Source organism: Nonomuraea sp. NPDC049129 (assembly GCF_040648495.1).
GTDB lineage: Bacteria > Actinomycetota > Actinomycetes > Streptosporangiales > Streptosporangiaceae > Nonomuraea.
This window is the reverse complement of sequence record NZ_JBEZDU010000003.1, coordinates 246,829-271,553: the sequence shown is the minus strand read 5'-3', so window position 1 is coordinate 271,553 and position 24,725 is coordinate 246,829. Positions and strand designations below refer to the sequence as shown.

The window sequence follows — 24,725 nt, the reverse complement described above, 5'->3', positions numbered from 1 at the left end:
TCAGCGCGGAATGGCAGAAAGGGCTCGCCGCCTGAAAATCCTTACCCGCTCGGCACTGTTGATCGGCAGACTGGTGACTTTCATCTACCAGAAGATGGCCTGGACTGGTGCGGGCACCGTCCTGGGGCGCGTCGCACTGAAACTCGCGCCCAATGTGCTCCGCGAACTCAGCGAGCCTTTGGAGGTGATATTGATCAGCGGCACCAACGGAAAGACGACGACCACCCGGTTCGTCACCGAAATCATGACCGCCGTCGGCGACGCTGTCAGCAACGGAAGTGGCGCGAACATGCCGGCGGGGATCGTGAGCGCGCTGGCCACGGCGAGCTCGGCCCAATTCGGCGTACTAGAAGTCGATGAGCGATACCTGGCCCGGTTATGCGCGGACACGAAACCTCGGGTCGTCGTGCTGCTCAATCTCAGCCGGGACCAACTCGATCGCAATCCGGAGCCCTTCCTGATCGCCAAGCAGTGGCGTGACACGCTCATGGACCTCAAGGGGGTCATCGTAGTGGCCAACTGCAATGACCCTCTCGTCTACTGGGCAGCGTCAGCCGCACCTGAAGTGACCTGGGTAGCGGCCGAAAGCGTGTGGTCCGGCGACTCGTACTGGTGCCCGTCGTGCGAAGGCAACCTACGGCATGCTGCACGCGGCATGTGGTGCTGTGGCAACTGTGGTCTGCGTCGGCCGGAGCCCGACTGGTGCCTGGGGGGCGACCAGCTCGTGGCACCACTCATGCGCAAGAACGTAACGATCGACGTGGCCTTGCCCGGGCGGATCAATGTGTCGAACGCCGCGATGGCCATGACAACCTGCGCCACCCTCGGCGTGCCGCCCGAGGTGGCTGTCGAGTACGTGAAAAGAGTGCAGTCCGTGGCAGGGAGATATCAGGTCGTCCCGATTCGAGATCGCGAGGTCCGGCTCCTCCTGGCGAAGAACCCGGCCAGCTGGGCGGAAGTGTTCCCTGTGCTCGACGAATCCAGCTCCGTACTGATCATTCTCAACGCTCGCACGCTGGACGGCAGGGATACGTCATGGATCTGGGACGTGGATTTCCGGGCGCTGACCGGTCGCAGGGTATTCGTGGCGGGAGACAGGCGTCTGGACCTGGCTCTCCGCCTCGACATCGCCGGGGTGACCTTCACCATCGTCTCATCGCTGCACGAGGCCTCTGCTCTTGTCCCCACCACACGTCTGGACATCGTGGCGAACTACACGGGATTCCTCGATCTCGTCAAGGAACTCCGTCCGGAGGTGATTCATGGGTGACGCAGGCGTCACCGGGTCTGACACGGCTCTGCTCGGCCGAGGAGAGATTCTGAGCATCGGAAATATACGTATGGCGTTCACCGACCGATACGCGGGCGTGAGCCTTCCGCCAGTGGAGATACGCAGGCTCGGCAAGGACGGGGCGAACGCGAGCCGAAGGCGGGCGGCGGAATCACTCGGGCTGGATCCGGATCGCGTGGTCTATATGAAGCAGGTGCATGGCGGGTCGGCGAGATACGTTACGCGACCGTTCGGTGAAGACGCGCCGCCCCTGGACGCCACATGCACGACCGAGACTGGGCTCGCGCTCGTCGTCTTGGTGGCAGACTGCGCGGCGGTCTTGCTCGCCGATGCCAGGAGGGGTGTGGTGGGGGCGGCGCACGCTGGCAGGCTCGGCACGGCGGCGATGGTGGTCCCTCATCTCCTGGAGGTCATGATCGCCCATGGCGCCGATCCAGCTAGCATGACGGCAGTCGTCGGGCCGACCATTTGCAGGCGATGTTATGAGGTTCCGCTTCAGATGAGGGATGAGATGGCCGCCCTCGTTCCCTGTACGAGCGCGGTCTCACGACATGGGACTCCGTCGATCGACCTGCGTTCGGGTATCGAGGGACAACTGCGTGCTGCCGGGATATCCGATGTGCGGCACGATCGCCGTTGCAACGCGGAGTCACCCGAGCTCTTCTCCCATCGTCGTGAAGGGGCGACCGGCGACTGCGCGGGTTACGTGTGGATGGAGCCCACCTCGAAGGAACGACACCTATGACTGCCACCCGAATCGTTCGCCGCGGCCCGCTGGCCTGGAGCCAGCAGGCTCTGTTCTTCTTCTCGTCGTGGAGCACGCAGGACGATCCATGGCCGGCTCTGGTCCTTGCGTATCAGCTCGATGAGCCGCGTTCGATGACGGAGATCCGGGCGGCGCTGGCGAACCTGGCCTCTCGTCACGAGATTCTGCGGACGCGCATCCGACTGAGAGAGTCAGGTGAGGCGGAGCAACTGGTCAGTGAGCCGCCTACGAGCGATGACATACCTGTGACGCAGGTACCGGAACAGGAGGACGAAGACAGTCTCCGCCGATTCCGGGACCGGCTCCGGTGGGAACCGCCATCGCTGAACGAAGCTCACCTGTGGAAGGCTCATGTGGTCGGGGGCCGAACCATATTTCTCACGCTGCACCACATCCTCACAGACGGTACCGGAGTCACCGTGTTGGGAGGAGACCTGGCCGCGTTGCTCAACCCGGATGGTGAGCCCGTGACAGGACCTGCGTACCAGCCGCTGGATCAGGCCGACTGGGAATCCTCAGTGGTAGGTGAGAAAACCGGCGAACGGTCCTTGAACTACATCGGCAACCTGCTGGACAAAGCACCGCAGCGTTTGTTTTCCCGTCTGCTGCAGCACGCTGGCGGCGATAGATACCTCATGGTGACCATCGGCTCCGCGGCCCTTCTGGAGTTGCTGGACCAGGCTTGTCGCAGACTGGAGGTCAAGAGGCAGACGATGCTGGCGGGTCTTCTCAGCGCCTTCATCACGGTGCGATGGGGTCAGGCCGTCTGCCCGATGAAGTCGTACATGTCCAACAGGACCACTCCAGCGTCGCAAACCTGCGCCGGTCCCTTGTACCAGGCGGGGTTCCTGTTATTGGAGGCCGAAGGTGACCCGCTGTTCACGGACTGGCTGGCACAGGTGCAGGGCGCCACGATGAGAGCATATGCCAGATCCCGATATCCCGACGAAATTTATCGGGAAATGGTTGTTCGTCGGTCCTTCGAAAGAGGGGTCTACTCCAGGTTTCTGTTCGACATCAATTTTCTGAGAGGATTCGGCGGCGCGATTCCCGAGCGGACGCTCGGCGAACCCGTCGAAGTCAACGACATCAGGATGGAACGAACCGTCAACTCCGCTGGACTGCCAGAAGCGTGTGAGTTCATGGCTCGGATCGTGGACGACGAACTCGTGCTCACGCTCGACGTGGACCAGGTGGTGTTCGACGCAACGAGCGTCGACCTGATTTTCCACGGGATGATCACCGCCCTGGACCATATCGTCCGGGGGGCGAGTCCCACGCTCACAGAACTCGGCGCGTTAGCGGGAGTGCATCCGATCGATTGGCCAGCAGGCTGGGTCCAGAGCGATGGGTGCTGGGTCGACCTCCCCGACCTGACTCGCAACCTGCTCGATCATCCCCTGGTGGACGCGGCATTCGTCGAACACGATGAGAAGCTGACCGCCTACGTTTCGTCCACCGCCGCAGAACTGACACCTTTTGATATGCACGACCATCTCCTTGGCGTGCTGGCGTACAGACCCGGCCTGATCTGCCCGGACCGCTACGTCGTCTGTGATTCCCCGCCGGTGAACACCACGGCGGCCAGCGAATGGCGGGCCAGACCTGTGGTCCGGGAGGGCAGTGGCCGCGACGTGCCCGACCGCCGCGCGTCGAACGGCGCGGAGAAGGCACTGCTGACCGCACTGCGGCGGACGCATGACCTGTCCGATGAGCCCAGCATGGCACACAGCTACGTCGGCGCGGGCGGACGCATCGGACGGGTTGCCGCGTTCGTCGAAGCCGTCCACGAGCAGGGCTACACAGGGCTGACTAGAGAGGACTTCATCGGGCCTGCGAGTTTGCGGTCCATCGCCACTCGGCTACGCAGCTGCTAGGCCGAATACAGCAATCGGAAGAGTCACGTGGATATTGTTTTTCACCGCGCGCCTTTCACCGGCGGTCAGCCGGAGGGTGTGGCGATCAGCGATGGCCTGGTCTTCGCGAGCGCCATGGGCGAGACCGAGGATGGCAGCTGGGAGTTCGCCCGGTGGACCAGTGAGAAGACGCCGATCGGTTTCGGCGCCACCGAGTTGATTGCCTCTTGGATCGCCGACACCCCGCCTGGCACGTGGATAGAGATCGACATTCGCGGCACCGATCCGATGACCCGCTGGTATGTGCTGGGCCAGTGGGCATATGGGGACGACGACATCAAGAGGGCGTCAGTGCCCGGCCAGAGCGATATGCAGGGCTCTGTCGCGGTCGATACGTTGAAAGCCGCCGCCGGCGTGTTCTTTCGCTCGTATCAACTCCGTGTCGTGCTATACCGCAGAAAGGGGAGCAGGTACGTGCCCACAGTGCGCTCCGTGGGCACGATGGCTTCGGCGATACTCGAACGGGAGACTGTCGAGACCAGCCGCGGCGGTGCGGCATGGGGCATCGAGTTACAGGTTCCAAGACGTTCCCAGCACCTGCATGACGACCACTACCCCAAATGGGTAGGCGGCGGTCGGCGATGGTGCAGTCCCGCCAGCACGACCATGGTCCTCGGCTACTGGGGCGCGTGGCCCAGCACGGAGGACACCGCCTGGGTGCGCCGGCCCGACCCCAATCCCGAGGTCGACTATGCGGCCCGGCACACTTACGATCATGGATCCGGCGGAGTGGGGAACTGGCCGTTCAACATCGCCTATGCCGGTCGGTACGGCCTAGATGGATTCGTGACCAGGCTGCGATCGCTCACCGAGGCAGAATCCCTGATCGCGGCAGGCATCCCCTTGGTCGTCTCGACGGCGTTCTACAGCAGCGAGCTGGAAGGATCGGGCTACGACACGAACGGGCACCTGATGGTCGTCGCAGGATTCACGGCGCAGGGAGACGTGATCGCGAACGACCCAGCAGCGCCGGACAACGAACAAGTACGCCGTGTCTACCCGAGGGGCGCATTCGAAAAAGTCTGGCTCCGCAGCAAGAGCAGCGGAGGGATCGTCTATGTGATCCGACCCATCAGCCACGCCCTGCCACCCACCCCGCCAGATTGTTCCCCCAATTGGTGAGCCGACGGGAGCCTGCCACCAAGCGGCAGCGTCTTCAGGATCGGCTTCCGACGCAGAATAGACACCGCCGAGACGTACCGGGACGGTTTGCCACCGGTGTCGCGGCGTCACTGCCCTATATTCGACAACCCGTACGCCTCTCAGCCTGGTGGTCAAGTCCTTCTGCTCGGTCTCCCTCGATCCGCTGTTCGTCTTGTTCTGCGTGGACCACCGCAGCGCCAGTTGGCCGAGCATCCGCTCATCCCGTCTATTCTCCATCAGCCTCCTGCACGCAGAACAGGAGTCTGTCGCCGCGCGGCTCGCCATGAAAAGTAACGACAAGTTCCGAGATGTGACTTAGTCGCTGTCCGAAGGCGGAATACCAGTCCTGGAGCGGGCTCTCGCATGGCGGGAGTGCTCCCTCGAATGGGAGCAGCCGGTCGGCGACCACAACATCGTGATCCCCCATGTCATCCGTCTGAGAGCCCTGCGAGAGGGCCACTCGCTGATCGTCTTGCGACGATCCTATGTGCGTGGTCCTGTAGTTCGTGATCACCGTGAATCAGCATGGAATGGAAATGCCAATGACGTCTGTCAACGCAGCAAGTGAGCTGGCGAAGAGCGTTCTTCCGGTTGTCGCTAGATACGCGGCCGAGGCAGACAGAGATGCCCGGTTTCCGACGGAGAGTCTGAGGGCCCTTGGCGAAGCCGGCCTGATGGGCATGCTCGTTCCCGCAGCGTATGGAGGGTTAGGAGGAAATCTCGCCGACTTTGTCTCGGTCGCCAAAATTCTGGCACCGGCCTGCCTCTCAACAGCGATGATCTGGGCGATGCATTGTCAGCAGACTGATGCGATCGTTATCCACGCTTCCGAGAGGCTCCGTGACGAATTACTGCCCGCCATCGCCGAAGGGAGCCTGTACTTGGCCTCAGTGACCACCGAGCCGGAGAAAGGAGGGCGGCTGTTCAGCGTCGACTCGCCGTTGACCGGCGACGGGACGATGCTGACCATCGACAGAAACGCCCCTGTGGTTACCGGAGGAGGCCACGCGGGTGGCTTCCTCATAACGATGCGGGCGTCGGAAGACGCGGCCAACGATGAGATCAGCCTGGTATACGCGCACCGTTCCCAGTTGGAGATCGGCGTGACCGGTGACTGGAACACCATGGGCATGCGCGGAACCGAGAGCATCGGGCTAAAGATCCGAGGGGACGTTCCCTCGTCCCAGATAGTCGGTGTGCCTGGCGGCTTCCGCGGAGTGGCGATGGAAAGTGCCATACCAGTCGGCATCCTGGGGTTTGCCGCCTGCTGGCTGGGCGCTGCGCAGGGGGCATTGATGGAGCTACTGCATCTTGCCCGGTCTTCGACCAGGCCCAAATCCCTGGACATATCCTCGGATCTCGTGGCGGAGCGGCTGGCTCGATCTAGGATAGATCTCGAGTTGATCAACAGTTACCTCCTGCATACAGTGACGGAGGTGGAGTCGGCGCGTGCGCAGGGAAGCTCGCTTGGGAGGCCCGCCACCCAGATCCATCTGAACACGCTCAAGATCGCCGCGAGCGAGCTTGTCTTTCAGGCCATCGACAGGCTGCTGCAACTGGCCGGGTTGGCTTTGGGCTATTCGCGAGAGGCCCTCATTCCACTGGAGCGGCACTTCCGTGACCTGCGCTCTGCTCGGCTCAACAACTCCAACGACCGACTCCTGTCCGCTACTGGTTCGCTGATGCTGCTGGACAGAGTGTGCACTCTGCTGCCATGAAGGTTGCGCCTATTTTCGGCCTGTAGGAGGTAGCGTCATGGAACGGATCGACCAGGGGCTGCACGCGCGATTTCTGCAGGGCCTCGCGGCTTCTCCCGATGGCGCCGCCGTCCACATGGGCAACGAGAAGATCACCTACTCGGAGATGCACCGAAGGGCTCTCGATCTGGCAGGAGCTGTGTCCCGAGATTCGCCTGCGAGGTCGCGGCCGGTCGGCCTGCTCACCGGGAGGAGCATCGACTCCTACATCGGTATGCTAGCGGCATTGTATTCGGGGAGCGCAGTGGTGCCGCTTCCTACCAGCCTTCCTCCGTCTCGGCTCGCGCAGATGATGGAAGCGGCCGGGACCAAGGTCGTGCTGGTGGACGCCGAAGGCTGGAGGCTGCTGCCTCAGTTACCTGCAACAACTGTCGAAGCCGCCGTCCGCATCGACTCCAAGGCAGACGGCGCCGCCCTGCCGACGCCTTATCGGCCGCGCCTCGACGAGGTCGCCTATATCTTGTTCACGTCCGGATCCACCGGTCGGCCGAAGGGAGTGCCCATAACCCATGGCAACGTGCAGGCATACTTCGCGGTCATCGACTCCAGGTACGACTTCGACCAGGACGACGTCTTCTCTCAGACCTTCGAGCTGAGTTTTGACTGCGCCATATTCGACCTGTTCTGTGCCTGGCGGGCCGGCGCAACGCTGGTACCGGTATCCCACTTCGCCTACCGCAACATGCCTGAGTTCATGGCCAGACACGGAATCACGGTGTGGTTCTCCACTCCGAGCAGCATCCGGACCATCCGGGGGGCGGGCGGTCTGGGAGCTGGCCGGATGCCGACTCTGCGTTGGAGCTTTTTCGTCGGAGAGGCGTTCGCCTGCGCCGACGCCGCTGACTGGGAGGCTGCCGCTGCGCAGTCCAGGATCGTGAACCTGTACGGTCCGACCGAACTCACCATCTCGGTGTCGGCACACGAGTGGTCCCGTCCCAGGTCGGTAGAGAGAAGCGTGAACGGTGTCGTGCCCATCGGAACGCTGCATCCGGAGCATGAGTACCTTCTTCTGACCGAAACCGGTGATGAATCGACCGAGGAGGGTGAGCTGTGCATAGCCGGACCACAGCTGACCCCTGGCTATCTCAAAACCGCCGACAACGAACATCGCTTTTTCGGGCGTTCCGGGAGGAGGTGGTATCGGACAGGAGACAAGGTCCGCCGGCTGTCTGGTGACGGTCTTGCGTACCTCGGACGAGTCGATGACCAGGTCCAGGTGCGAGGCTGGCGGGTGGAGCTGGCGGAGATCGATTTCGCGGTCCGCTCGTGTCCAGGGATAGAGCAGGCGGTATCGGTGGGGATAGACCGGGACGGGACAACAGAATTGGGGGTGTTCTTCACCGGCGAGCCGATCAGTGTCCAGGATATTCGTGAGCATGTGCGTGTCGTACTGCCCGTTGGGCTGATACCCAGCCATTTCTGGCATATTGGCGAGCTCCCTCTGAACGCAAACCGGAAGATCGATCGCAAGTCTCTTACGGGTCAAGCGGCTCGGCTCCTTCTGGAGAGAGCGAGTGGCTGAATTCACGGAGGTTCGGTGCCGAGGGCCAGTCCTGGCGATGGAGCTGCTGAACGCTTGGGACGGTTTTCTTCAGCCGTTAGTCGTCGCAATACATCGCGATCGGCTGCACCCAGCGACTGGTCGTCTTGGGCGTCGCCGCTTGAACCGCAGCGTGGGGCGATAACTTCGACGACGCTCTCGCCGAGAACCAGTCAATGGCGAGCACTTCGGGTGTTGACTTTTTCGCTACGGTTCCAATGACACCTGAGCATCTCGACCTAGTAAACTTGCCGAGTTTAAGGCACTTGCCTTATTTTGAATATGGGCTTTATAGACTGCGGTGGCTGGTCGCGTTTAACCGCGGTGTGCAAACGCCAGGCCCGGCGCCTCAGTACTCATCGCCAGCTAATTGGAGGCTGTCATGTTGGACGAGAACAAGGAAACTGTCCGACCCGAAATCGAACTCATTCTCGCATTGTCGCGCCTCAAGTTCGAGGCCGGTACTATCGAGCGCTGCAGAGATATCATCCGTGACAACGATGCGACCATCGACTGGGGATACTTCTTTGACCAGTCGGGAAGAAATAAGGTCCTTCCTCTAGTATCGCATAATATCATATCCCATCGGCTGTTCTACAACGAAGAAGGCATTTCGGCGATCCCCTATTTTCATGTATATGCTGCGATATATGCGGGAAATGTGCGTCGGAATGCTCTATGTGCAGATGAGTTTGGGGGGGTGATAGCGAGGCTGAACGCGGCCGGAGTTCCTTACTGCGTCCGCAAGGGCCCAGTCCTGGTTGATGCGTATTATAAGGACTACGGCTTGCGATGGATCGGGGATCTCGACATTCTCGTTGATAAGCGCGACCTCGAGAAGGTTGGCGAAGTGCTCCGCTCGCAGGGATATCAACAGGGCCGCGTCACGCCTGACGGGAAGGGGATCAAGCCGTTCAAGCGTTCGACAGAGATTTTCTGGTCGATGCATCTCAACAACGCGCCGCCGTACATGAAGCCTGCGACGTCGTTGGAGGTTGAAGGCGGCTTTCAGGTCGATCTGTGCCACGATATCTTCCAGCGGCGCCTAGGGGGCGGTGGCAGCGTAAGTACGGCGGACCTCCTGAGCAGACGCATAGAGATGCGTCTATATGGGCAGCCATCCTATGCACTCGCAGTGGATGATCAGTTCCTCGACCTGTGCATGCATTTTCATAAGGAGGCCACCGCCCGATATTACATAGAGTCGCACAACAGTCTGCAGCTCCGGAAGCTGCTCGATATCGCAGAAAGCTGCAAGGAGGTCATGCGGCGCGGTGGCTGGGATGGCATCGTTGCCCGTGCTCGTACCTGTAATATGCTGAATAGCTTGTATTACGCGCTGCACTACACATCTCTGGTCTACCCTGAAGCGGTTCCCCCTCAGGTAGTCGCTGAGATCAAACCTGAGGACTGCTCATTCATCGATGAGTACGGTGCGGTCGACGGTAAGACCGCACTCTGGGATCAGGGTCCATTGGCGCGCATGTTCGGTCAGCAACATGTGAACAGGGGAGATGTTCGTGGTACGGTGCCGCGGATTTGACTCCGGTGTCTGGCGCGGACTGCGCGCCGACGGCCAACTTAGCGCGCCGGTGGTCGGTGATCGGTGATCGACCGGCCCATCAGCCGGCGCGAATACAGAATCAAGGCCGCCGGTGCTGCGTCCTGCTCGGAAATGGGTTCTTGCGCAGGCGCGGGCCGACCATGCCGTGCTCGTCCACCACGGCGCTCCGCCTGCTCGCGACTGACCGTGACCCTGATTCAATTCGCGCCACCCGGGCGAGCCATTGGTGCCTTCACGCTCGGAGTGGCTCCGGCCGCGTCCGCCCGGGCGGTTGCTCGTCGACTCGGAGCGCGGTGCCAGTCCTTGCGACCAGTCCATTTCCGCGGGTCCCCTACAGAGCCCCCTTTACCCGTCCCTGGGTACTCTCCTCGGCCGCCGTCGCCATTGGGCTGGTTGAACCCGTGGGTTGAGGGTGCACGCGCGGCCATGGCGGCAACGGGTGAGCGCGATCTTTCTTGATGTCGCACCAGGTGAGGGTCTCCAAGCCAGAAGACGCGCTCGGTGATCGCATGCTGGAAGGAGAACGTCCCCAGGTGAGGTCGCTGGGCTTGGACGGGGCCGCGAGGTGGCGGCGTGCGCCCAGTCGCCAGCGATCCCGACTCGCGCAGCGATCGCCGAGCGACTCCGGGGCGCTGCCCGAGCCCGCCTCTGGCCGCTCGCAGGACCCAAGCAGGCCGGTCGCGTTCGGCCTGATCAGCCCCTATTCGACGCTGTACGCAAGCCTTCTGGGGGTGATGGTCCGAGGGACCCCGCCTCGGTTCGCATGGCGGAGTTGCAACGGCGTAGACCGTGCGCGGCGCCATTCCGCGAGCCAGGGATCAACTCCCGAGCACACACGCCCAGCGGGGGTGTACCGCAGAACGCAAAAAGGGATGATCGGGCGGAAATCTCCGCCCGTGTAGGTGGCCAGCGAACGCAACCGTAGGCTGAGTGGTCCAGGTCTAGTGGACTCAATCAGGGTCTACAATCCGACAGAAGCGGCAACCATCACGTTCTTGAGAGGGGACAGGATGCTGATCGGAGCAACCAGAAAAGCACTTGACTCGCTTTACGTAAGGCGACTGAAGGCCAGCCTCGCGGATGCCGCGCTCCCTCGAAATGTTGGCATCATGCTCGATGGAAATCGCAGATGGGCCAAGTCGCTTGGCTATGGTGATCCCATCGAGGGTTATCGGGTCGGCGGCGAGAAGGTGCAGACCTTCCTACGCTGGTGTGACGCGGCAGGCATAGAACACGTTACCCTCTTTATGCTTTCCGACGACAATCTACACCGGCCGGAATCGGAAGTCAAACCTCTTATCGGGATCATCGAGGAAGTGGTGGAAGGTCTGGCAGAGCCGCAGAACAAGTGGGAGGTAGGGCTTATCGGATCGCTGGATCTCCTTCCCGATTCGGCAGCGACCAGGATCAAAGAAGCGGCATCGTCCACCGTAGGCCGGAATGGCGGAACCAGGGTAGATATCGCGGTTGGCTATGGCGGCCGGCGAGAGATTACCGATGCGGTGAGAAGCGCCCTCGCCGAACATCTTGCCCAAGGTGGAAATCTGGAGGAGATAGTCGAGAACTTCAACTCAGATGATATCTCCCGCCACGTCTATTCTCGCGGCAATTCCGACGTGGACCTGATTATACGAACCTCGGGTGAGCAGCGACTCTCAGGATTCCTGCTCTGGCAGTCCGCCTACGCCGAAGTGCATTTCTGCGAGTGCTACTGGCCAGATTTCCGTGAGATTGATTTCCTGCGCGCGCTTCGTTCGTTCTCGGGCCGACATCGCCGATATGGTAAATGACATTCTTCAGCGCCGATGGATTGCCCTGGTCCTGATTCTGCGACCGGAGACTCCGTAAAACGCGCATCGATCGCCTTGGGCGCTCCTAGCGCTTCAGGTGTGGACCGGATGAATCGATGTATCGCATCGCCATATCGGACAGTTTATTTGGCACACTGGCGGACCGTCTTTATGCGATCGGATCGGTTGGCTGATCCTTGAAGCGGCAGGGTCTGGACTCCAAGTCTCCCACGTGAGTGTGATCAGTGGCTTGATCAGCTTGACACTCATGCCATTGGCTGGCTTGTGGTTTGACGGTAGTCACGGCTGGACCCTGATTCTGGGCTCGAATATATTCCGGTTCTTCGCTGCCCTGATCGCCTTTTGCGTGAATCTTCTCTCGTTTCCGTCGGTCGGCCTGTGGATCGGTGTTCTCGGTTTCGCGATTGCCAACGTGTCCCGCTCGGAAACTCGGTTTTGTGTCGTGAATTGGGCTTTGCTGCACAATCAGTAGCGTGGGTGGGACCATCTCGAGGTGTTGTCGCTGCTCGACCGGTTAATGAGATGTCTGCTTGGCTTGCTTGCGGTGCTGGTTCGAGCTGATCTGTCCAAAGGACATCGAATTGCTGGTGCTGCGTCACGAGATCCAGGTGCTGCGCCGTCGCTGGGTGGTCGGCCGCGGTGGGGCTCGGGTGGGGTGACCAGCCCACCCTGGCAACTCACCCATGGTGACGGCAAGCCCCGCCTTTCGGTGCTGTTCCCCCGCGTGGCCTGCCCCGACCGCGCCTCCTGCACCGGCGACGCCAGCGGCAAGGGCCGCCATCTCACCCTGCTGCCCCAGCAGATCCAAACCCGCAACCGCGCTGACCAGCGCACCGAACCCTGGAAAGTCCGCTACGCCCTACGCGTCGGCTACGAGGCAACCGTCTCCGAGACCACCGGCGCCCACGGCTTACGCGGCTGCCGCTACAAAGGCCTCGCCAAAACCCACGTCCAGCACGTCCTGACCGCAGCCGGCACCAACGTCACCCACCTCGCCGACTGCTACACCCCCGGCACCAGCCCCGACCGGCCGCCACGTCCGATCAGCCCGTTCCAACACCTCTGCCGACGGCTGGCGGTCGAGACCCCAGAATGACCTCAACGATCACCACCAACATCAATTCGTGAAGGGACTCAGTCGCCGGGTGAGACGCGTTTGCGGGGTAGGTCGGGGTAGTCGAGCCTGAGGCGGGTTCGCTGGAGTCGGCGATGTGAACTGCTGGGAGTTCGTAGATTCACGTCACGTAAGGATCGTGGTTTGCTCAGGAGCGCTCTGCACGGGTTCACCGAAAAGGAGCGACCGTGCGCGCGCTCGGAAGCCGTCGTCCAAGCCGGTGGTGCTCACCAGGAACTGGATGACGTCGGCGGCTTGTTTCGCGGCCAGGTCCTCGTGCAGTGAACCGAGATCGGCTGGTTCGACACGCTGAGCCAGCGCGGTCACCGTGGTCAGCACTTCGAGCAGCCGAAGGGCTGGTAGCACTCGGTCAGGTCGACGCATGACCCTGGTAATCAGCTCACGGAGCTTGGGGTAGTACGCCGGTAGTGGGTCGACCCGGACCTCGGGGGGCAACGCTCCGCCTTCGCGGAGACTCGTGAGGAGCCCGGACAGCTGTTCCTTCTCACGCAGGCCGACGATGCCGCCGAATAGGTATTCCTGCAATCCGCGGTCGGGATCGGACACGTGAGCGGATCGGATGGCGTGGATGGCGTGACAGAGGCTTACCAGGTAAAGCCAAGTCAGATCGAGTACCAAAGCGAGGTGGCGGGGATTGCGCGGATCGAGTAGGTCAGTACACGCGCGGAGATGCTCGACCAGTTGCACCAGGTTGCGGTGCTCGTCGTAGAGCCAGTAGCCGAACTCCCGATAGTCGAGCAGAGGTTTGAGCTTCTTGTCCAAGCCGGTGAAGGCGGCGAGCACATTCGCCGCGCTGGACACCTCGAACAGGTGGGAGATGGGTGCAGCGTCTAGAGGGATGTCGCATGAGTGGAGCTCCTCCAGGCGACTGAGCTCCGCACTGGTCAGTGTGGTGATGCCCAGCCGGGTGGCGAGTTGTCGCGCGGCGTCGGTGACGACGGAATCGCGCACCATATAGGCGTCGTCAGCTGCGAAGAAGTCGCCCACCCCACGCACCCAGAACATGCGGCCCGTGGAACCACCTGCGGTGGTCTTGCAGTCCACGATCGTGCTGTGTAGCCGAGCCCCGCCGGTAAGACCGAGGCCCAACACATCGAGGTCGGTGAACGATTCGGGTTGCGAGGAACGTTTTCCTCGCGCCTTCGACATGTCCGGCCGTGCCGCTGGGCCCCATGCGCCGCGAAGCTGCACGTCGAGGCGAGTGGTGTAGCCCATCCTCCAAAGCAGCCGGCGCGAGGCTACCTTGAGGCCGAGGTCTTGTTCACTCATCGAATCCGTCCCAGTCCCAACGCCGCGTCCACTACGGTCTGCCACTGCTGAGGCGACACAGTCGCCCTATTGCGAAGTCGGGCCGTTGTCTGCATGGGGGCGGAGAAGGGCTGGCCGAGCAACAAGGCGGCTCGGGCCTGCTCGTCGCCGACTCGACCCGCGACGGGCTCGCCGTGGGTGATCAAGTCGCGTGCGATGCGCAGGGCCTCGCGATTGTCTTCAGTATCGATGAACCGAGGCCGCACCCAACTTCCTCCAGGCACCGAGTCCGGGGCGAAGGCGATGATGCCAGCCGAGTGCATGAGTCGGTACTGCCTGGCGTGGGACGAATGAGGCTGGAGGATGCCTCGGTGCGGGTCCAAGAGCTTGTCGATCACATAGACCAGCGCGTTGGCGGGCAAGCTGGTCGCCCCACCGAAGTGCTGTCCGCATCGCAGACACGCCAGCACCGCCAGCGCCTTCTCCAGCACCGGCTTCCGGCCGCGCAGTAGCTCCCGGTTGAGGGTGTAGGGCAGAGCGGCGAACGGTTGCACCGTATTGTTCGGCAGCTCTACGGCGGGAGCGAGGAGAAGCCCGCGGGCGATGGCGTCCTGCAAGACGGGCTGAGCCGCTGTGACGGGCATTCCCTGTTCGCCGCGCAAGGCAGCGAATGCGTCGGCCAACTGAGCTGGGCCGTGTTCTCGAACCAGATCGCCGACGACGTCTGGATTCTCGAACCCGAAGAAGGGCGAGTACACCACGTCCCCGTCCAACAGGGGGATCGTCTTGACAAGGTCCGCCCTGCCACCGACTTCGAGGAGCTGAGGAACGGCTGCGGTATCCAGGTCGATACGGGCGGCAAGCTCCTCAACCGGCACCGGGGTGTCCGCGAGGTGATCGACCAGGATCACCATCTGCTGTTCGAGTTCAGTCGGTTGGCGGGCTCGCCAGGCGCGGCCGAGATCGGCGTACAGGTCGTCGTAGTAGGGGACGTTCTCGGTGAACCGGACGATCCTGCCGCCTGAAGTCTGCACCCCCTGTACGAACTCGACGTCGGCGAGCGCCTTGACGACAGCGTCGAAGGCGAACTGGTTGACGTCCAGCTGCTCGGCGGCTACGGCCCGGAGCGCCTGTGCGTCGTCGATGACGTCTTGACCGCGGATGAGTGCGGCCAGGCTGGCGGCCATGCCTATCAACTGAGTCTCGGCCAAAGGCGTCAATGTGCCGGAATTCGGGTCGACATTGCGCAGACCAGCATGAACATCCTGACAGCGAAGCCCTTCGTCAAACGGGTCCATCTCGCCCCCTCGGCATCAACCTCGGTTACTCTAGTCGACCTAATCGCCCCGACGAGGTTGATCGTTTCGGCCAAGCTGGTCCCAGTAGTCGCGCCGTGTACGGCGGTGAGCCGCGAAGATGAGGACTCTACGTGTCGACGGTGGCTGCCTTGCGGCTTACCGGCGCCCGTAGCCAAGGATGGCGCGGTGTTCGTCGTGGAGGATGTGGAGGAGTTGACCGTGGTCATATAAATGTCCGGATCGTGCGTCCACTAGGCATGTCCCGTTTGTTTGACGACTGGGTGCGGCACAAGGCCATCCGCCCGCGATCTGTCACCGCACAGGACAGGCCGTTGCGGTTCGCCTTCTACGCGCGTACGTCCACCGAGGATTTTCAGGACCCTGTCTCCTCCTGTGGGTGGCAGCGCGAGGTGGCGCAGACCTTGATTGCGGACCGGGGTGTGATCGTGGCGGAGTTCGTCGATATCGGATGCTCGCGGCGGCTGCCATGGACCGGGCGGCCGCAGGCCACCGCGCTGCTGGCTGCGCTGGCCGATCCGGATCGGGACTTCGATGCGATCGTGGTCGGGGAGTATGAGAGGGCGTTCTCGGGGGATCAGTTCACGCACCTCCTGCCGCTTCTGCAGACATACGGTGTGCAGATCTGGCTGCCGGAGGCGGGTGGGTCGGTGGATCCGGGCAGCCCGGTTCATCAGGCGCTGATGCTGTTGCTGGGTGGGCAGTCGCAACGGGAGGTGTTGCGGGCCCGGTATCGCGTGCTGGCGGCGATGCGGAACCAGGTTGCCGATCAGGGTCGATTCCTGGGCGGTCGTCCCCCGTACGGGTACCGTTTGGTCGATGCGGGTCCCCATCCGAATCGGGCGCACGCCCAGTGGGGGCGCCGCCTGCATCGGCTTGATCCGGATCCGGCCACTGCACCGCATGTCCGGTGGATGTTCGAGCAGCGGCTGGCCGGGATGAGCGTGGCCAGGATCGCCCGGATGCTCAACGAACGAGACATACCGTGCCCATCGGGTGTGGATCGGGAGCGCAACCCACACCGATCGGGAGAGGCGTGGACGTTACGCACGGTCGCGGCGGTCCTCGGCAACCCGCGCTACACCGGCCGCCAAGTCTGGAACCGGCAGAGCGCCAGCGCCGCCGACCTCGTGGCGCGGGGCTGGAACGCGCCGCAAGAGTGGGTGATCTCAACGAAACGGAGTCATCCGGCGCTGATCAGCGACGAGGATTTCGTCGCCGCGCAGGCGATCCGAGCCGCTCGTCCGACACAGGACGGCAGTACGCGCGTCTATCTGTTCACAGGCCTGCTGCGATGCCGGCCCTGCGGGCGTCGGATGGACTCGCACTGGGTGAACGGACGTCCCGGATACCGGTGCCGTCATGGGCGCACCAGCGCGATGCCTCAGGTGGAGGCCAGCCCGAAGCCTCTGTATCTGCGCGAGGATCGGCTGCTGGCAGAGCTTGCGGCGCATTTCAGCGGCGGAGAGTGGGGCGAGCGTGGTCCAGAAGCGCTCACCGCCATGTTGAGGGCCAACGGCCTCATCATTGTCTGTGATGCAGAGAGTCGCGTAGTGACCAAGCTCGACACTGAAGAGCCCGCTCCGGAGAGCGAGCTCTTCATGGGGTAATGACGTGTCCGAGGGGGGACTTGAACCCCCATGCCCCGCAAAGGGCACTAGCACCTCAAGCTAGCGCGTCTGCCTATTCCGCCACCCGGACTTGGTGCCTGCACGTGGGACCGTCATCCCGCGTCGGCTCCGTAAGGTTAGCAAACTCTGAGGGGTGCGTCATACCAGGATTCCGGAGGGAGGATGAGACGGCAATGCGTACCCGATCGTAAGGAGCCTTCATGGCCGAGGACGAGGTCGTCGAGCTGTGCCGTGATCTGATCCGTATCGATTCGACCAACGCCGGCGACAACGCGGGGCCCGGGGAGAGGGCGGCGGCCGAGTACGTCGCGGAGAAGCTCGCCGAGGTAGGGCTCGAGGTGACGATCCTGGAGAGCGACGATCGGCGGGCGAACGTCGTCGCGCGTATCGAGGGCACCGATCCGGGCCGTGACGCGCTGCTGTTGCACGGGCATCTCGATGTCGTGCCGTTCGACGCGGGCGACTGGCGGCATCATCCGCTCTCGGCGGAAGTGGCCGACGGGTGCGTCTGGGGGCGCGGGGCCGTGGACATGAAGGACATGGACGCGATGATCCTGGCGGTCGTGCGGCAGCGGCTCAGGGAGGGGCGCCGGCCCGAGCGTGACGTGGTGCTCATGTTCACCGCCGATGAGGAGGCGGGCGGGGAGTACGGGGCGAAGTTCCTGGTCGAGGAGCACCCGGAGCTGTTCGATGGGGTCACGGAGGCGATCGGGGAGGTCGGCGGGTTCAGCGTGTCGATCGGGGCGGATCACCGGCTCTACCTGATCGAGGCCGCGGAGAAGGGCATGGCGTGGATGCGGCTGACCGCGAACGGCCGGGCCGGGCACGGGTCGATGCTCAACCTGGACAATGCCGTGACCGAGCTCGCCGACGCCGTGGCGCGCGTGGGGCGGTATGAGTGGCCGGTACGGCTGACGCCGACCATGACCAGGTTCCTGGAGGAAATAGGCGGCGGCGACGCCGAGGCCGCGATCGCCAAGCTGGGGCCGGTGGCCAGGATGCTGGGCGCGGGGCTGCGTAACACGGTCAATCCGACCATGCTGGAGGCCGGTTACAAGGCGAACGTGGTGCCGCAGACGGCCTCGGCGACCATCGACGGGCGGTTCCTGCCGGGGTTCGAGGAGGAGTTCTTCGCCACGGTCGACGAGTTGCTCGGGCCCAACGTCACGAGGGAGTTCGTGCAGCACCAGGTGGCGCTGGAGTTCGGCTTCGAGGGGCCGCTGGTGACGGCCATGGTGGAGGCGCTGCTGGCCGAGGACCCGGCCGGGCGCGCCGTGCCGTACACGATGTCCGGAGGGACGGACCTCAAGTCGTTCAGCAGGCTCGGAATCCGGGGCTACGGGTTCGCGCCGCTCAAATTGCCTGCGGACCTGGACTTCTCTGGGATGTTCCATGGGGTCGACGAGCGGGTGCCGGTGGATTCGCTCAGGTTTGGGGTGCGGGTGCTTGACCGCTTCCTGGATCACTGCTGAAAAACCCTTGCGGCAACCTTGAGTGATGCTACGGTTACGGATCGTTGAGGGGTGAGTCCACGGACCGGCCTCACATTGTGAGGTCGGTCCTGGTGCTTCTGAAGGAGGGTTCACGTGGCACGCATGCCGGTGCGGTGGTGGCGGGCAATGCCCGCCCTCGCTTCCCGGCGCGTGCCCGTGATCATCTTCGCGGAGGATGCGATCGCCGATCGGGCCGCCCGGATGGCGCGGTTCGCGGCCGGCGCCCGCCAGGTCATCGCACGAGTAGTCGCGGCCGGCGTTCTGCTGGCCGCGGGATGGCTGCTCGCCGTTCTCTTCGGACTGCTCTTCGCCGCTCCGGCGGCCGCGGATTCCACCGCGGCGACAGGGACGGCCACAGCAGCCGGCACCTCTCACACCGTCGCCGGGTCCATCACGGACGGTTTCCCCACGGCTGACGGAAGGGTCTCGGCGTCGGACAACGTCGAGATGATCGGAAAGGTCTCGGCGTGGGACAACGCCGAGGCGATTGGAAAGGTCTCGGCGTCGGACAATGCCGAGGCGATGGCGGGGCGGACGGTCGACGGGCTCAACAGCCAGTCCGATCCCGGTCTGCCGCCTGCTTCTCCTGCGACCGACATCCTGGACACCAATGGTCTGGTGCCCAACGGCGGTGGCAGCGGCCCGTTCGGGCCAAGCATGGGAGATATCGCGCGGTCCTTCTTCGACCCGCGTATCGAGGCTCGGCGCGCCCCCTTGGCGTCCGTGCTTCCTCCGGTCGTCCGCACAGCGGCGGATGACCCTTCTTTCTCACCTGACTGACCCCCGCCACAGGTTCCGATGAGTACGGCGGCGGAGCGCGGCTAGATCCCCTCCGCCAGCGGGTGACATGTCAGTCATCTTGGTTCGCGATTCCCCGAGGTCTCCGCTGTGCGCGGCGCACTGCGACCTCGCATGCCCTCGGCTGCCCGCGAACCGTCAGGTATCCCCCTATGAACCAAGTAGGAGCATTCATCATGCGTACGTGGGCGAAGGCTTCGGCCCCCGCGGCTCTTCTAGCTGTAGCCGTCATGTCCTTCGGCAGCGGCACCGCGCTGGCCGACACCTCCGGCGACTCTTCCGTCGGCGGTGGCAACCAGGTCAACCTGCCTGTCTCGCTGCCGATCGACATCAGCGGTAACTCCGCCGCCGTGCTGGGCAAGTCCGAGGCGAGTTCCCAGGGCGGCGCCACCGTCGTCAACACCGGCAAGGGCGGCACCTCCGACAGGACTTCCGGCGATGGGAGCGTCCTCGGTGGCAACCAGGTCAACGCGCCGATCAACGCGCCGATCAACGCCTGTGGCAACGCCCTGGCCGTGCTCGGCAAGTCGGAGGCGGGCTGCAAGGGCGGCGCCTCGGTCAAGAACACCGGCAAGGCCGGCAGCTCCAACAAGACCTCCGGCAAGGGAAGCATCCTCGGCGGCAACCAGGTCAACGCGCCGATCAACGCGCCGATCAACGCCTGCGGCAACGCCCTGTCCCTGATCGGCAAGTCCGACGCGGGCTGCAAGGGCGGCGCCACGGTCAAGAACGCCGGCAAGGGCGGGGCCGGGGGCAACCACACCTCTGGCCAGGGCTCCGTGCTCGGCGGCAACCAGATCATCGCGCCGGTCAGCGCCCCGATCAACATCTGCGGCAACGCGGTGGCCGTGATCGGCAAGGCGTTCGCGGGCTGCAAGGGCGGCGCCACGGTCAAGAACGGCGGGCACACCCACTACCGGGGCGGTCACGACTCGACGGGCAACGACACCGACGGGCGCTTCGGGGTCGGCAGCGGCAACCAGGTCATCGCACCGATCAACCTGCCCATCGTGGCCTGCGGCAACGCCGTCGGCAACGCGCACGCCGGCTGCAAGGGCGGCGCCTCGGTCAAGAACACCGGCAAGGGCGGCCCCGGCGGCAACACCACGTCCGGCAAGGGCTCCGTGCTCGGCGGCAACCAGGTGATCGCGCCGATCACCGCGCCGGTCAACATCTGCGGCAACGCGGTGGCCGTGATCGGCAAGGCGTTCGCCGGCTGCAAGGGCGGCGCCTCGGTCAAGAACGGTGGCAGGGGCGGCGCCGGGGGCAACCACACCTCGGGTAAGGGCTCTGTGCTCGGCGGCAACCAGGTGGTCGCGCCGATCACCGCGCCGGTCAACGTCTGCGGCAACGCCGTGGCCGTGCTCGGGCTGTCCGGGGCCCGCTGCAAGGGCGGCGCATCGGTGGTCAAGAACGGTGGTTCGGGCGCGGGTGGCAACACCACGTCCGGCAAGGGCTCCGTGCTCGGCGGCAACCAGGTGATCGCGCCGATCACCGCGCCGGTCAACGTCTGCGGCAACGCCGTGGCGGTGCTCGGCGACGCCGCGGCCGGGTGCCTCGGTGGCTCGAGTGTCGGCAAGCCGGGACACGAGGGCTACCACCCCTACGGACACTACAGCTCCCACCAGGCCGCCGACTCCAAGCCCGCTGGCGTGCTTCCCGCGCTTCCCCCGGTCCCGGTCCTGGGCAGCCTGCGGGGCGTGGGGAACATCACTCCGATGCGTGGCGGCGGCTCGCCCGAGCTGCCGGTCGTCGGCGACATGCCCCTGGTCGGTGACCTGCACGAGCTGTTCGGCCTGCCCGAGCTGCCCGGTCTGCCCGGCCGGCCCGTCACCCCCGTCAGGCACGTCACCCCGGCCAAGCACATCAAGAACGGCAAGGCTCCGGTCACCCACGCCGCCCGCGCCGAGGACACGCAGTCGCCGCTGGCCCCGGCCACCGCGCTGATCGCCGGCACCCCTGTCGGTGGTGCGGTGAAGCTCGCGACCAGCAGCCTGCCCACCGGCGACCTGGGGCTGATGAGCGCGGCTCAGCCCGCAGGCGTCACCGGGATGACCACCGGCTCGCTGTTCGCGCTGGTCCTGGGCGCGATGTTCGCCGCCTCGGCCACGCTGTTCGCGGCCACCCGCCGCTTCCGGCTCGGCCGGAAGTAAGGACAAGAACGTCTACCGCTCACAGCCGGTGAGCGCGTAGCGAAAGACGCTTTGCCCGTTCCGGGGGCGCGGCCCGGGGCGGGCAAAGCCATGTCTGATCACAGGGTGCTACGGACGCGCATGACCTTGCGGCGCAACCGTACATGACGGCTTCCGTCAGGATGCAGGCGCACGCGCGAGAGCTCCCACTTACCGTACTCCGCGTGTTCGGTGAGCAGCTGACGTGCTGCTTCGCGGGACAGATCGCGCGGAATGAAGATATCCATGTAGGAGTAGTCGAGCACAACGATTAGTCTCCAGGGTGAGTCAGGGCGCGATGCCGCTCGATGGGGCTTATTCTGCGTGCTTGTGGGTGCGTCCGGAAGCTAGTGGGTAGTCCCGGGGGAAGGAAAATTCCGCGAGTCGGGTTACCTTTCAGATCAGTGCCGGCTCCCGGCAGGGGGAATTGCAAGCGAACAGTGAGGTAGGAAGCAGCGTGCCAGCCAACAACGGCAGCACCGGTGGAACCCGCCGTCTGGTGATCGTCGAGTCGCCCGCCAAGGCGAAGACGATCAGGGACTACCTCGGTGCCGGCTACATGGTCGAGTCCAGCATTGGCCACATCCGCGATCTGCCGGAGCGAGCCGATGACATCCCCGAGAAGTACAAGGGGGAGCCATGGGCGCGCCTCGGGGTCAATGTCGAGCATGAGTTCGAGCCGCTGTACGTCGTCAACCCCGACAAGAGGTCGCAGGTCAGCAAGCTGAAGCAGCTGCTGAAGGATGCCGACGAACTCTACCTGGCCACTGACGAGGACCGCGAGGGCGAGGCCATCGCATGGCACCTGCGCGAGGTGCTCAAGCCCAAGGTGCCGGTGCACCGCATGGTCTTCCACGAGATCACCCCACAGGCCATCCGGGACGCGGTGGCCAATCCGCGCGACCTGAACCTGCGCCTCGTCGACGCCCAGGAGACCAGGCGCATCCTCGACCGGCTCTATGGCTACGAGGTCAGCCCGGTCCTGTGGAAGAAGGTCAAGCCGCGGCTGTCGGCGGGCCGGGTGCAGTCGGTGGCGACCAGGCTGGTGGTGGAGCGCGAGCGGGAGCGCATGGCGTTCACGTCCGCCCATTACTGGGACCTGCAGGCGCTGTTCGACACGGGCAAGGCCGAGGAGCGTCCGCGTGACTTCACCGCGACGCTGACCTCGGTCGATGGCAAGCGGGTCGCCCAGGGGCGCGACTTCGCCCCCACCGGCCTGCTGAAGACGAACGACGTGCTCCACCTGTCGGAGGCCGCCGCCGGTGAGCTGGCCGGCCGGCTCCAGGGTTCGTCGTTCGCGGTCAAGTCCGTCGAGCGCAAGCCGTACACCCGTAAGCCGTACGCTCCCTTCCGGACGACCACTTTGCAGCAGGAGGCGAGCCGCAAACTGGGCTTCTCCGCCAAGTACACGATGCAGGTGGCGCAGCGGCTCTACGAAAACGGCTTCATCACCTACATGCGTACCGACAGCATCACGCTGTCGGAGACGGCGGTGGCGGCCGCGCGCTCCCAGGCGATCAAGCTGTACGGCTCTGCGTACGTTCCCGACAAGCCGCGTGTTTACACCAGCAAGGTCAAGAGCGCACAGGAGGCGCACGAGGCGATCCGGCCTTCCGGGGAGGAGTTTCGCACTCCCGGTGAGACCGGTCTGAACGGTGACCAGTTCCGCCTGTACGAGCTGATCTGGCAGCGGACCGTCTCGTCCCAGATGAAGGACGCGGTCGGCGAGTCCGTCACGGTCAAGGTGCGCGGCGCGTCGGCCACCGGCGAGGACGTCGAGTTCAGCGCCTCGGGCCGGACGATCACGTTCTACGGCTTCCTCAAGGCGTACGTCGAGGGCGCCGACGATCCCTCGACCGACCGCGACGACTCCGAGAAGCGGCTGCCGAACCTGACCGAGGGCGACGCGCTGAGCGTCTCGCGGCTCGACGTGGCCGGTCACTCGACCAAGCCGCCCGCCCGCTACACCGAGGCTTCGCTGGTCAAGGAGATGGAGGATCGGGAGATCGGGCGTCCTTCGACGTACGCCTCGATCATCGGCACGATCCTCGACCGTGGCTACGTGTTCAAGAAGGGCACCGCGCTGGTGCCGTCCTTCCTGGCGTTCGCCGTGGTCAACCTGCTGGAGCAGCATTTCGGCAACCTGGTCGACTACGACTTCACCGCCGAGATGGAGAAGGTGCTCGACGACATCGCCAACGACCGGGCGGAGCGGGTGCCGGAGCTGCAGCGCTTCTACTACGGCGAGGACGGCGACGAGGGCCTGAAGGAGATGGTCACCGACCTCGGCGACATCGACGCCAAGGAGATCAGCTCCTTCCCGATCAAGGGCACCGACATCGTCATCAGGGTCGGGCGATATGGCCCATACCTTGACAGGGGCGGCGCTCGGGTGAACGTGCCCGAGGACATGACGCCCGACGAACTGACCGCCGAGAAGGCGGAGGAGCTCTTCTCGCGGCCCACCGGCGACCGCGAGATGGGGACCGACCCGGTGACCGGGCACATGATCGTCGCCAAGGACGGGCGATTCGGCCCGTACGTCACCGAGATCCTGCCCACGCAGGAGGAGGAGACCCCGAAGCGGCGCACCAAGAAGGCCGACGCGGCGAAGCCGCGGACGAGCTCGCTGTTCAAGTCGATGTCGCTCGACACCGTGACGCTCGAGGACGCGCTCAAGCTGCTGTCGATCCCCCGGGTCGTCGGCGAGCTGGAGGGCGAGGAGGTCGTCGCGTACAACGGGAAGTTCGGCCCCTACCTGAAGAAGGCCACCGAAACGCGGTCGCTGGCCGCGGAGGAAGACCTGTTCACGGTCACGATCGAGCAGGCCAAGGAGCTGTTCTCCCAGCCCAAGCCGCGGGGCAGGGGCCGGGCGGCGGCCGCGCCGCCGCTGCGGGAGCTGGGTGAGGACCCCAACTCCAAGAAGCCCGTCGTGGTCAAGGAGGGGCGATTCGGTCCCTACGTGACCGATGGCGAGACGAACGCGTCGCTGCGCAAGGGCGACACGGTCGAGGAGATCACGATCGAGCGGGCGGCGGAGCTGCTGGCCGAGCGGCGTGAGCGGGCCCCGGCGCCGAAGAAGACGACGACCCGGAAGGCGCCGGCCAAGAAGGCACCCGCGAAGAAGCCGGCGGCCAAGTCGTAA

Annotated in this window: 18 protein-coding genes, 1 tRNA gene and 1 pseudogene; 16 read left to right on the top strand and 4 right to left on the bottom strand. The window is 64.3% G+C overall.

Annotated elements, in window-relative coordinates; translation table 11 throughout:
* The first annotated feature begins 73 nt into the window (after positions 1 to 73).
* From AB0B64_RS10625 to AB0B64_RS10575, 11 genes and pseudogenes are all read left to right on the top strand, one after another.
* Entirely contained in the window at positions 74 to 1,270 is a 1,197-nt protein-coding gene (locus tag AB0B64_RS10625; RefSeq protein ID WP_358176337.1) for a MurT ligase domain-containing protein, read from the top strand.
* Positions 1,263 to 2,036, top strand: coding sequence for a polyphenol oxidase family protein (locus AB0B64_RS10620; protein ID WP_358176334.1), 774 nt, complete (start codon positions 1,263 to 1,265; stop codon positions 2,034 to 2,036). Before AB0B64_RS10625 ends, AB0B64_RS10620 begins: the two co-directional genes overlap by 8 nt.
* Positions 2,033 to 3,934 carry a condensation domain-containing protein gene (locus AB0B64_RS10615; protein WP_358176331.1) on the top strand — a complete coding sequence of 634 codons (1,902 nt, stop codon included), beginning with the start codon at positions 2,033 to 2,035 and terminating at the stop codon, positions 3,932 to 3,934. The genes AB0B64_RS10620 and AB0B64_RS10615 overlap by 4 nt, the downstream gene beginning before the upstream one ends.
* A gap of 27 nt (positions 3,935 to 3,961) precedes the next feature.
* Positions 3,962 to 5,095, top strand: a complete 1,134-nt coding sequence (locus tag AB0B64_RS10610) for a C39 family peptidase (protein WP_358176328.1) — start codon at positions 3,962 to 3,964, stop codon at positions 5,093 to 5,095.
* Positions 5,096 to 5,222: 127 nt separating this feature from the next.
* Positions 5,223 to 5,684 (top strand): annotated as a pseudogene (locus tag AB0B64_RS10605) (flavin reductase family protein); the annotation flags it as partial.
* On the top strand, positions 5,659 to 6,834 hold the full coding sequence (locus AB0B64_RS10600; protein ID WP_358176325.1) for an acyl-CoA dehydrogenase family protein: 1,176 nt from the start codon (positions 5,659 to 5,661) through the stop codon (positions 6,832 to 6,834). The pseudogene AB0B64_RS10605 and the gene AB0B64_RS10600, both read left to right, overlap by 26 nt.
* Before the next feature lie 37 nt (positions 6,835 to 6,871).
* Positions 6,872 to 8,395: an AMP-binding protein gene (locus AB0B64_RS10595; RefSeq protein ID WP_358176322.1), complete on the top strand. Its 1,524-nt coding sequence runs from the start codon at positions 6,872 to 6,874 to the stop codon at positions 8,393 to 8,395.
* Positions 8,396 to 8,795: 400 nt separating this feature from the next.
* On the top strand, positions 8,796 to 9,956 hold the full coding sequence (locus AB0B64_RS10590; RefSeq protein WP_358176319.1) for a nucleotidyltransferase family protein: 1,161 nt from the start codon (positions 8,796 to 8,798) through the stop codon (positions 9,954 to 9,956).
* A gap of 1,031 nt (positions 9,957 to 10,987) precedes the next feature.
* Positions 10,988 to 11,767: an isoprenyl transferase gene (locus tag AB0B64_RS10585; protein WP_358176316.1), complete on the top strand. Its 780-nt coding sequence runs from the start codon at positions 10,988 to 10,990 to the stop codon at positions 11,765 to 11,767.
* Positions 11,768 to 11,999: 232 nt separating this feature from the next.
* Complete coding sequence (locus AB0B64_RS10580; protein WP_358176313.1) at positions 12,000 to 12,260, top strand: hypothetical protein; 261 nt, start codon at positions 12,000 to 12,002, stop codon at positions 12,258 to 12,260.
* A 183-nt stretch (positions 12,261 to 12,443) separates the two neighbouring features.
* Positions 12,444 to 12,884 carry a transposase gene (locus tag AB0B64_RS10575; RefSeq protein WP_358176310.1) on the top strand — a complete coding sequence of 147 codons (441 nt, stop codon included), beginning with the start codon at positions 12,444 to 12,446 and terminating at the stop codon, positions 12,882 to 12,884.
* 144 nt (positions 12,885 to 13,028) lie between these two features.
* Here AB0B64_RS10575 and AB0B64_RS10570 read toward each other — a convergent pair whose 3' ends face one another.
* The gene (locus AB0B64_RS10570; protein WP_358176307.1) at positions 13,029 to 14,192 is read right to left on the bottom strand and encodes a hypothetical protein; all 1,164 of its coding nucleotides are present in this window, start codon (positions 14,190 to 14,192) and stop codon (positions 13,029 to 13,031) included.
* On the bottom strand, positions 14,189 to 15,469 hold the full coding sequence (locus AB0B64_RS10565) for a hypothetical protein (protein WP_358176304.1): 1,281 nt from the start codon (positions 15,467 to 15,469) through the stop codon (positions 14,189 to 14,191). The genes AB0B64_RS10570 and AB0B64_RS10565 overlap by 4 nt, the downstream gene beginning before the upstream one ends.
* Positions 15,470 to 15,726: 257 nt before the next feature.
* On the opposite strand from AB0B64_RS10565, the gene AB0B64_RS10560 reads away from it, so the two are divergent.
* On the top strand, positions 15,727 to 17,097 hold the full coding sequence (locus AB0B64_RS10560; RefSeq protein WP_358176302.1) for a recombinase family protein: 1,371 nt from the start codon (positions 15,727 to 15,729) through the stop codon (positions 17,095 to 17,097).
* 5 nt (positions 17,098 to 17,102) lie between these two features.
* Here the strand turns inward: AB0B64_RS10560 and AB0B64_RS10555 are convergent.
* Positions 17,103 to 17,188: transfer RNA gene (locus AB0B64_RS10555), tRNA-Leu, on the bottom strand.
* 130 nt (positions 17,189 to 17,318) lie between these two features.
* On the opposite strand from AB0B64_RS10555, the gene AB0B64_RS10550 reads away from it, so the two are divergent.
* The 3 genes from AB0B64_RS10550 (at position 17,319) to AB0B64_RS10540 (ending at position 21,562) form a co-directional block, all read left to right on the top strand.
* Positions 17,319 to 18,590, top strand: a complete 1,272-nt coding sequence (locus AB0B64_RS10550) for a M20/M25/M40 family metallo-hydrolase (protein WP_358176299.1) — start codon at positions 17,319 to 17,321, stop codon at positions 18,588 to 18,590.
* Between the two features lie 123 nt (positions 18,591 to 18,713).
* Positions 18,714 to 19,391, top strand: a complete 678-nt coding sequence (locus AB0B64_RS10545) for a hypothetical protein (RefSeq protein ID WP_358176903.1) — start codon at positions 18,714 to 18,716, stop codon at positions 19,389 to 19,391.
* A 194-nt stretch (positions 19,392 to 19,585) separates the two neighbouring features.
* On the top strand, positions 19,586 to 21,562 hold the full coding sequence (locus AB0B64_RS10540; RefSeq protein WP_358176296.1) for a chaplin family protein: 1,977 nt from the start codon (positions 19,586 to 19,588) through the stop codon (positions 21,560 to 21,562).
* Positions 21,563 to 21,660: 98 nt separating this feature from the next.
* Here AB0B64_RS10540 and AB0B64_RS10535 read toward each other — a convergent pair whose 3' ends face one another.
* A complete protein-coding gene (locus AB0B64_RS10535; RefSeq protein WP_357938673.1) occupies positions 21,661 to 21,846 on the bottom strand; it encodes a DUF5703 family protein in 186 nt (61 codons plus the stop codon).
* Between the two features lie 191 nt (positions 21,847 to 22,037).
* On the opposite strand from AB0B64_RS10535, the gene topA reads away from it, so the two are divergent.
* Positions 22,038 to 24,725, top strand: a complete 2,688-nt coding sequence (topA, locus tag AB0B64_RS10530; RefSeq protein WP_358176293.1) for a type I DNA topoisomerase — start codon at positions 22,038 to 22,040, stop codon at positions 24,723 to 24,725.

What these genes read in the sequence shown, in the direction of transcription:
- AB0B64_RS10620 (WP_358176334.1), top strand. Translation starts at nt 1,263, where the DNA reads ATGGGTGACGCAGGCGTCACCGGGTCTGACACGGCTCTGCTCGGCCGA.
- AB0B64_RS10615 (WP_358176331.1), top strand. Translation starts at nt 2,033, where the DNA reads ATGACTGCCACCCGAATCGTTCGCCGCGGCCCGCTGGCCTGGAGCCAG.
- AB0B64_RS10600 (WP_358176325.1), top strand. Translation starts at nt 5,659, where the DNA reads ATGACGTCTGTCAACGCAGCAAGTGAGCTGGCGAAGAGCGTTCTTCCG.
- AB0B64_RS10595 (WP_358176322.1), top strand. Translation starts at nt 6,872, where the DNA reads ATGGAACGGATCGACCAGGGGCTGCACGCGCGATTTCTGCAGGGCCTC.
- AB0B64_RS10590 (WP_358176319.1), top strand. Translation starts at nt 8,796, where the DNA reads ATGTTGGACGAGAACAAGGAAACTGTCCGACCCGAAATCGAACTCATT.
- AB0B64_RS10585 (WP_358176316.1), top strand. Translation starts at nt 10,988, where the DNA reads ATGCTGATCGGAGCAACCAGAAAAGCACTTGACTCGCTTTACGTAAGG.
- AB0B64_RS10570 (WP_358176307.1), bottom strand. Translation starts at nt 14,192, where the DNA reads ATGAGTGAACAAGACCTCGGCCTCAAGGTAGCCTCGCGCCGGCTGCTT.
- AB0B64_RS10565 (WP_358176304.1), bottom strand. Translation starts at nt 15,469, where the DNA reads ATGGACCCGTTTGACGAAGGGCTTCGCTGTCAGGATGTTCATGCTGGT.
- AB0B64_RS10560 (WP_358176302.1), top strand. Translation starts at nt 15,727, where the DNA reads ATGTCCCGTTTGTTTGACGACTGGGTGCGGCACAAGGCCATCCGCCCG.
- AB0B64_RS10550 (WP_358176299.1), top strand. Translation starts at nt 17,319, where the DNA reads ATGGCCGAGGACGAGGTCGTCGAGCTGTGCCGTGATCTGATCCGTATC.
- AB0B64_RS10545 (WP_358176903.1), top strand. Translation starts at nt 18,714, where the DNA reads ATGCCGGTGCGGTGGTGGCGGGCAATGCCCGCCCTCGCTTCCCGGCGC.
- AB0B64_RS10540 (WP_358176296.1), top strand. Translation starts at nt 19,586, where the DNA reads ATGCGTACGTGGGCGAAGGCTTCGGCCCCCGCGGCTCTTCTAGCTGTA.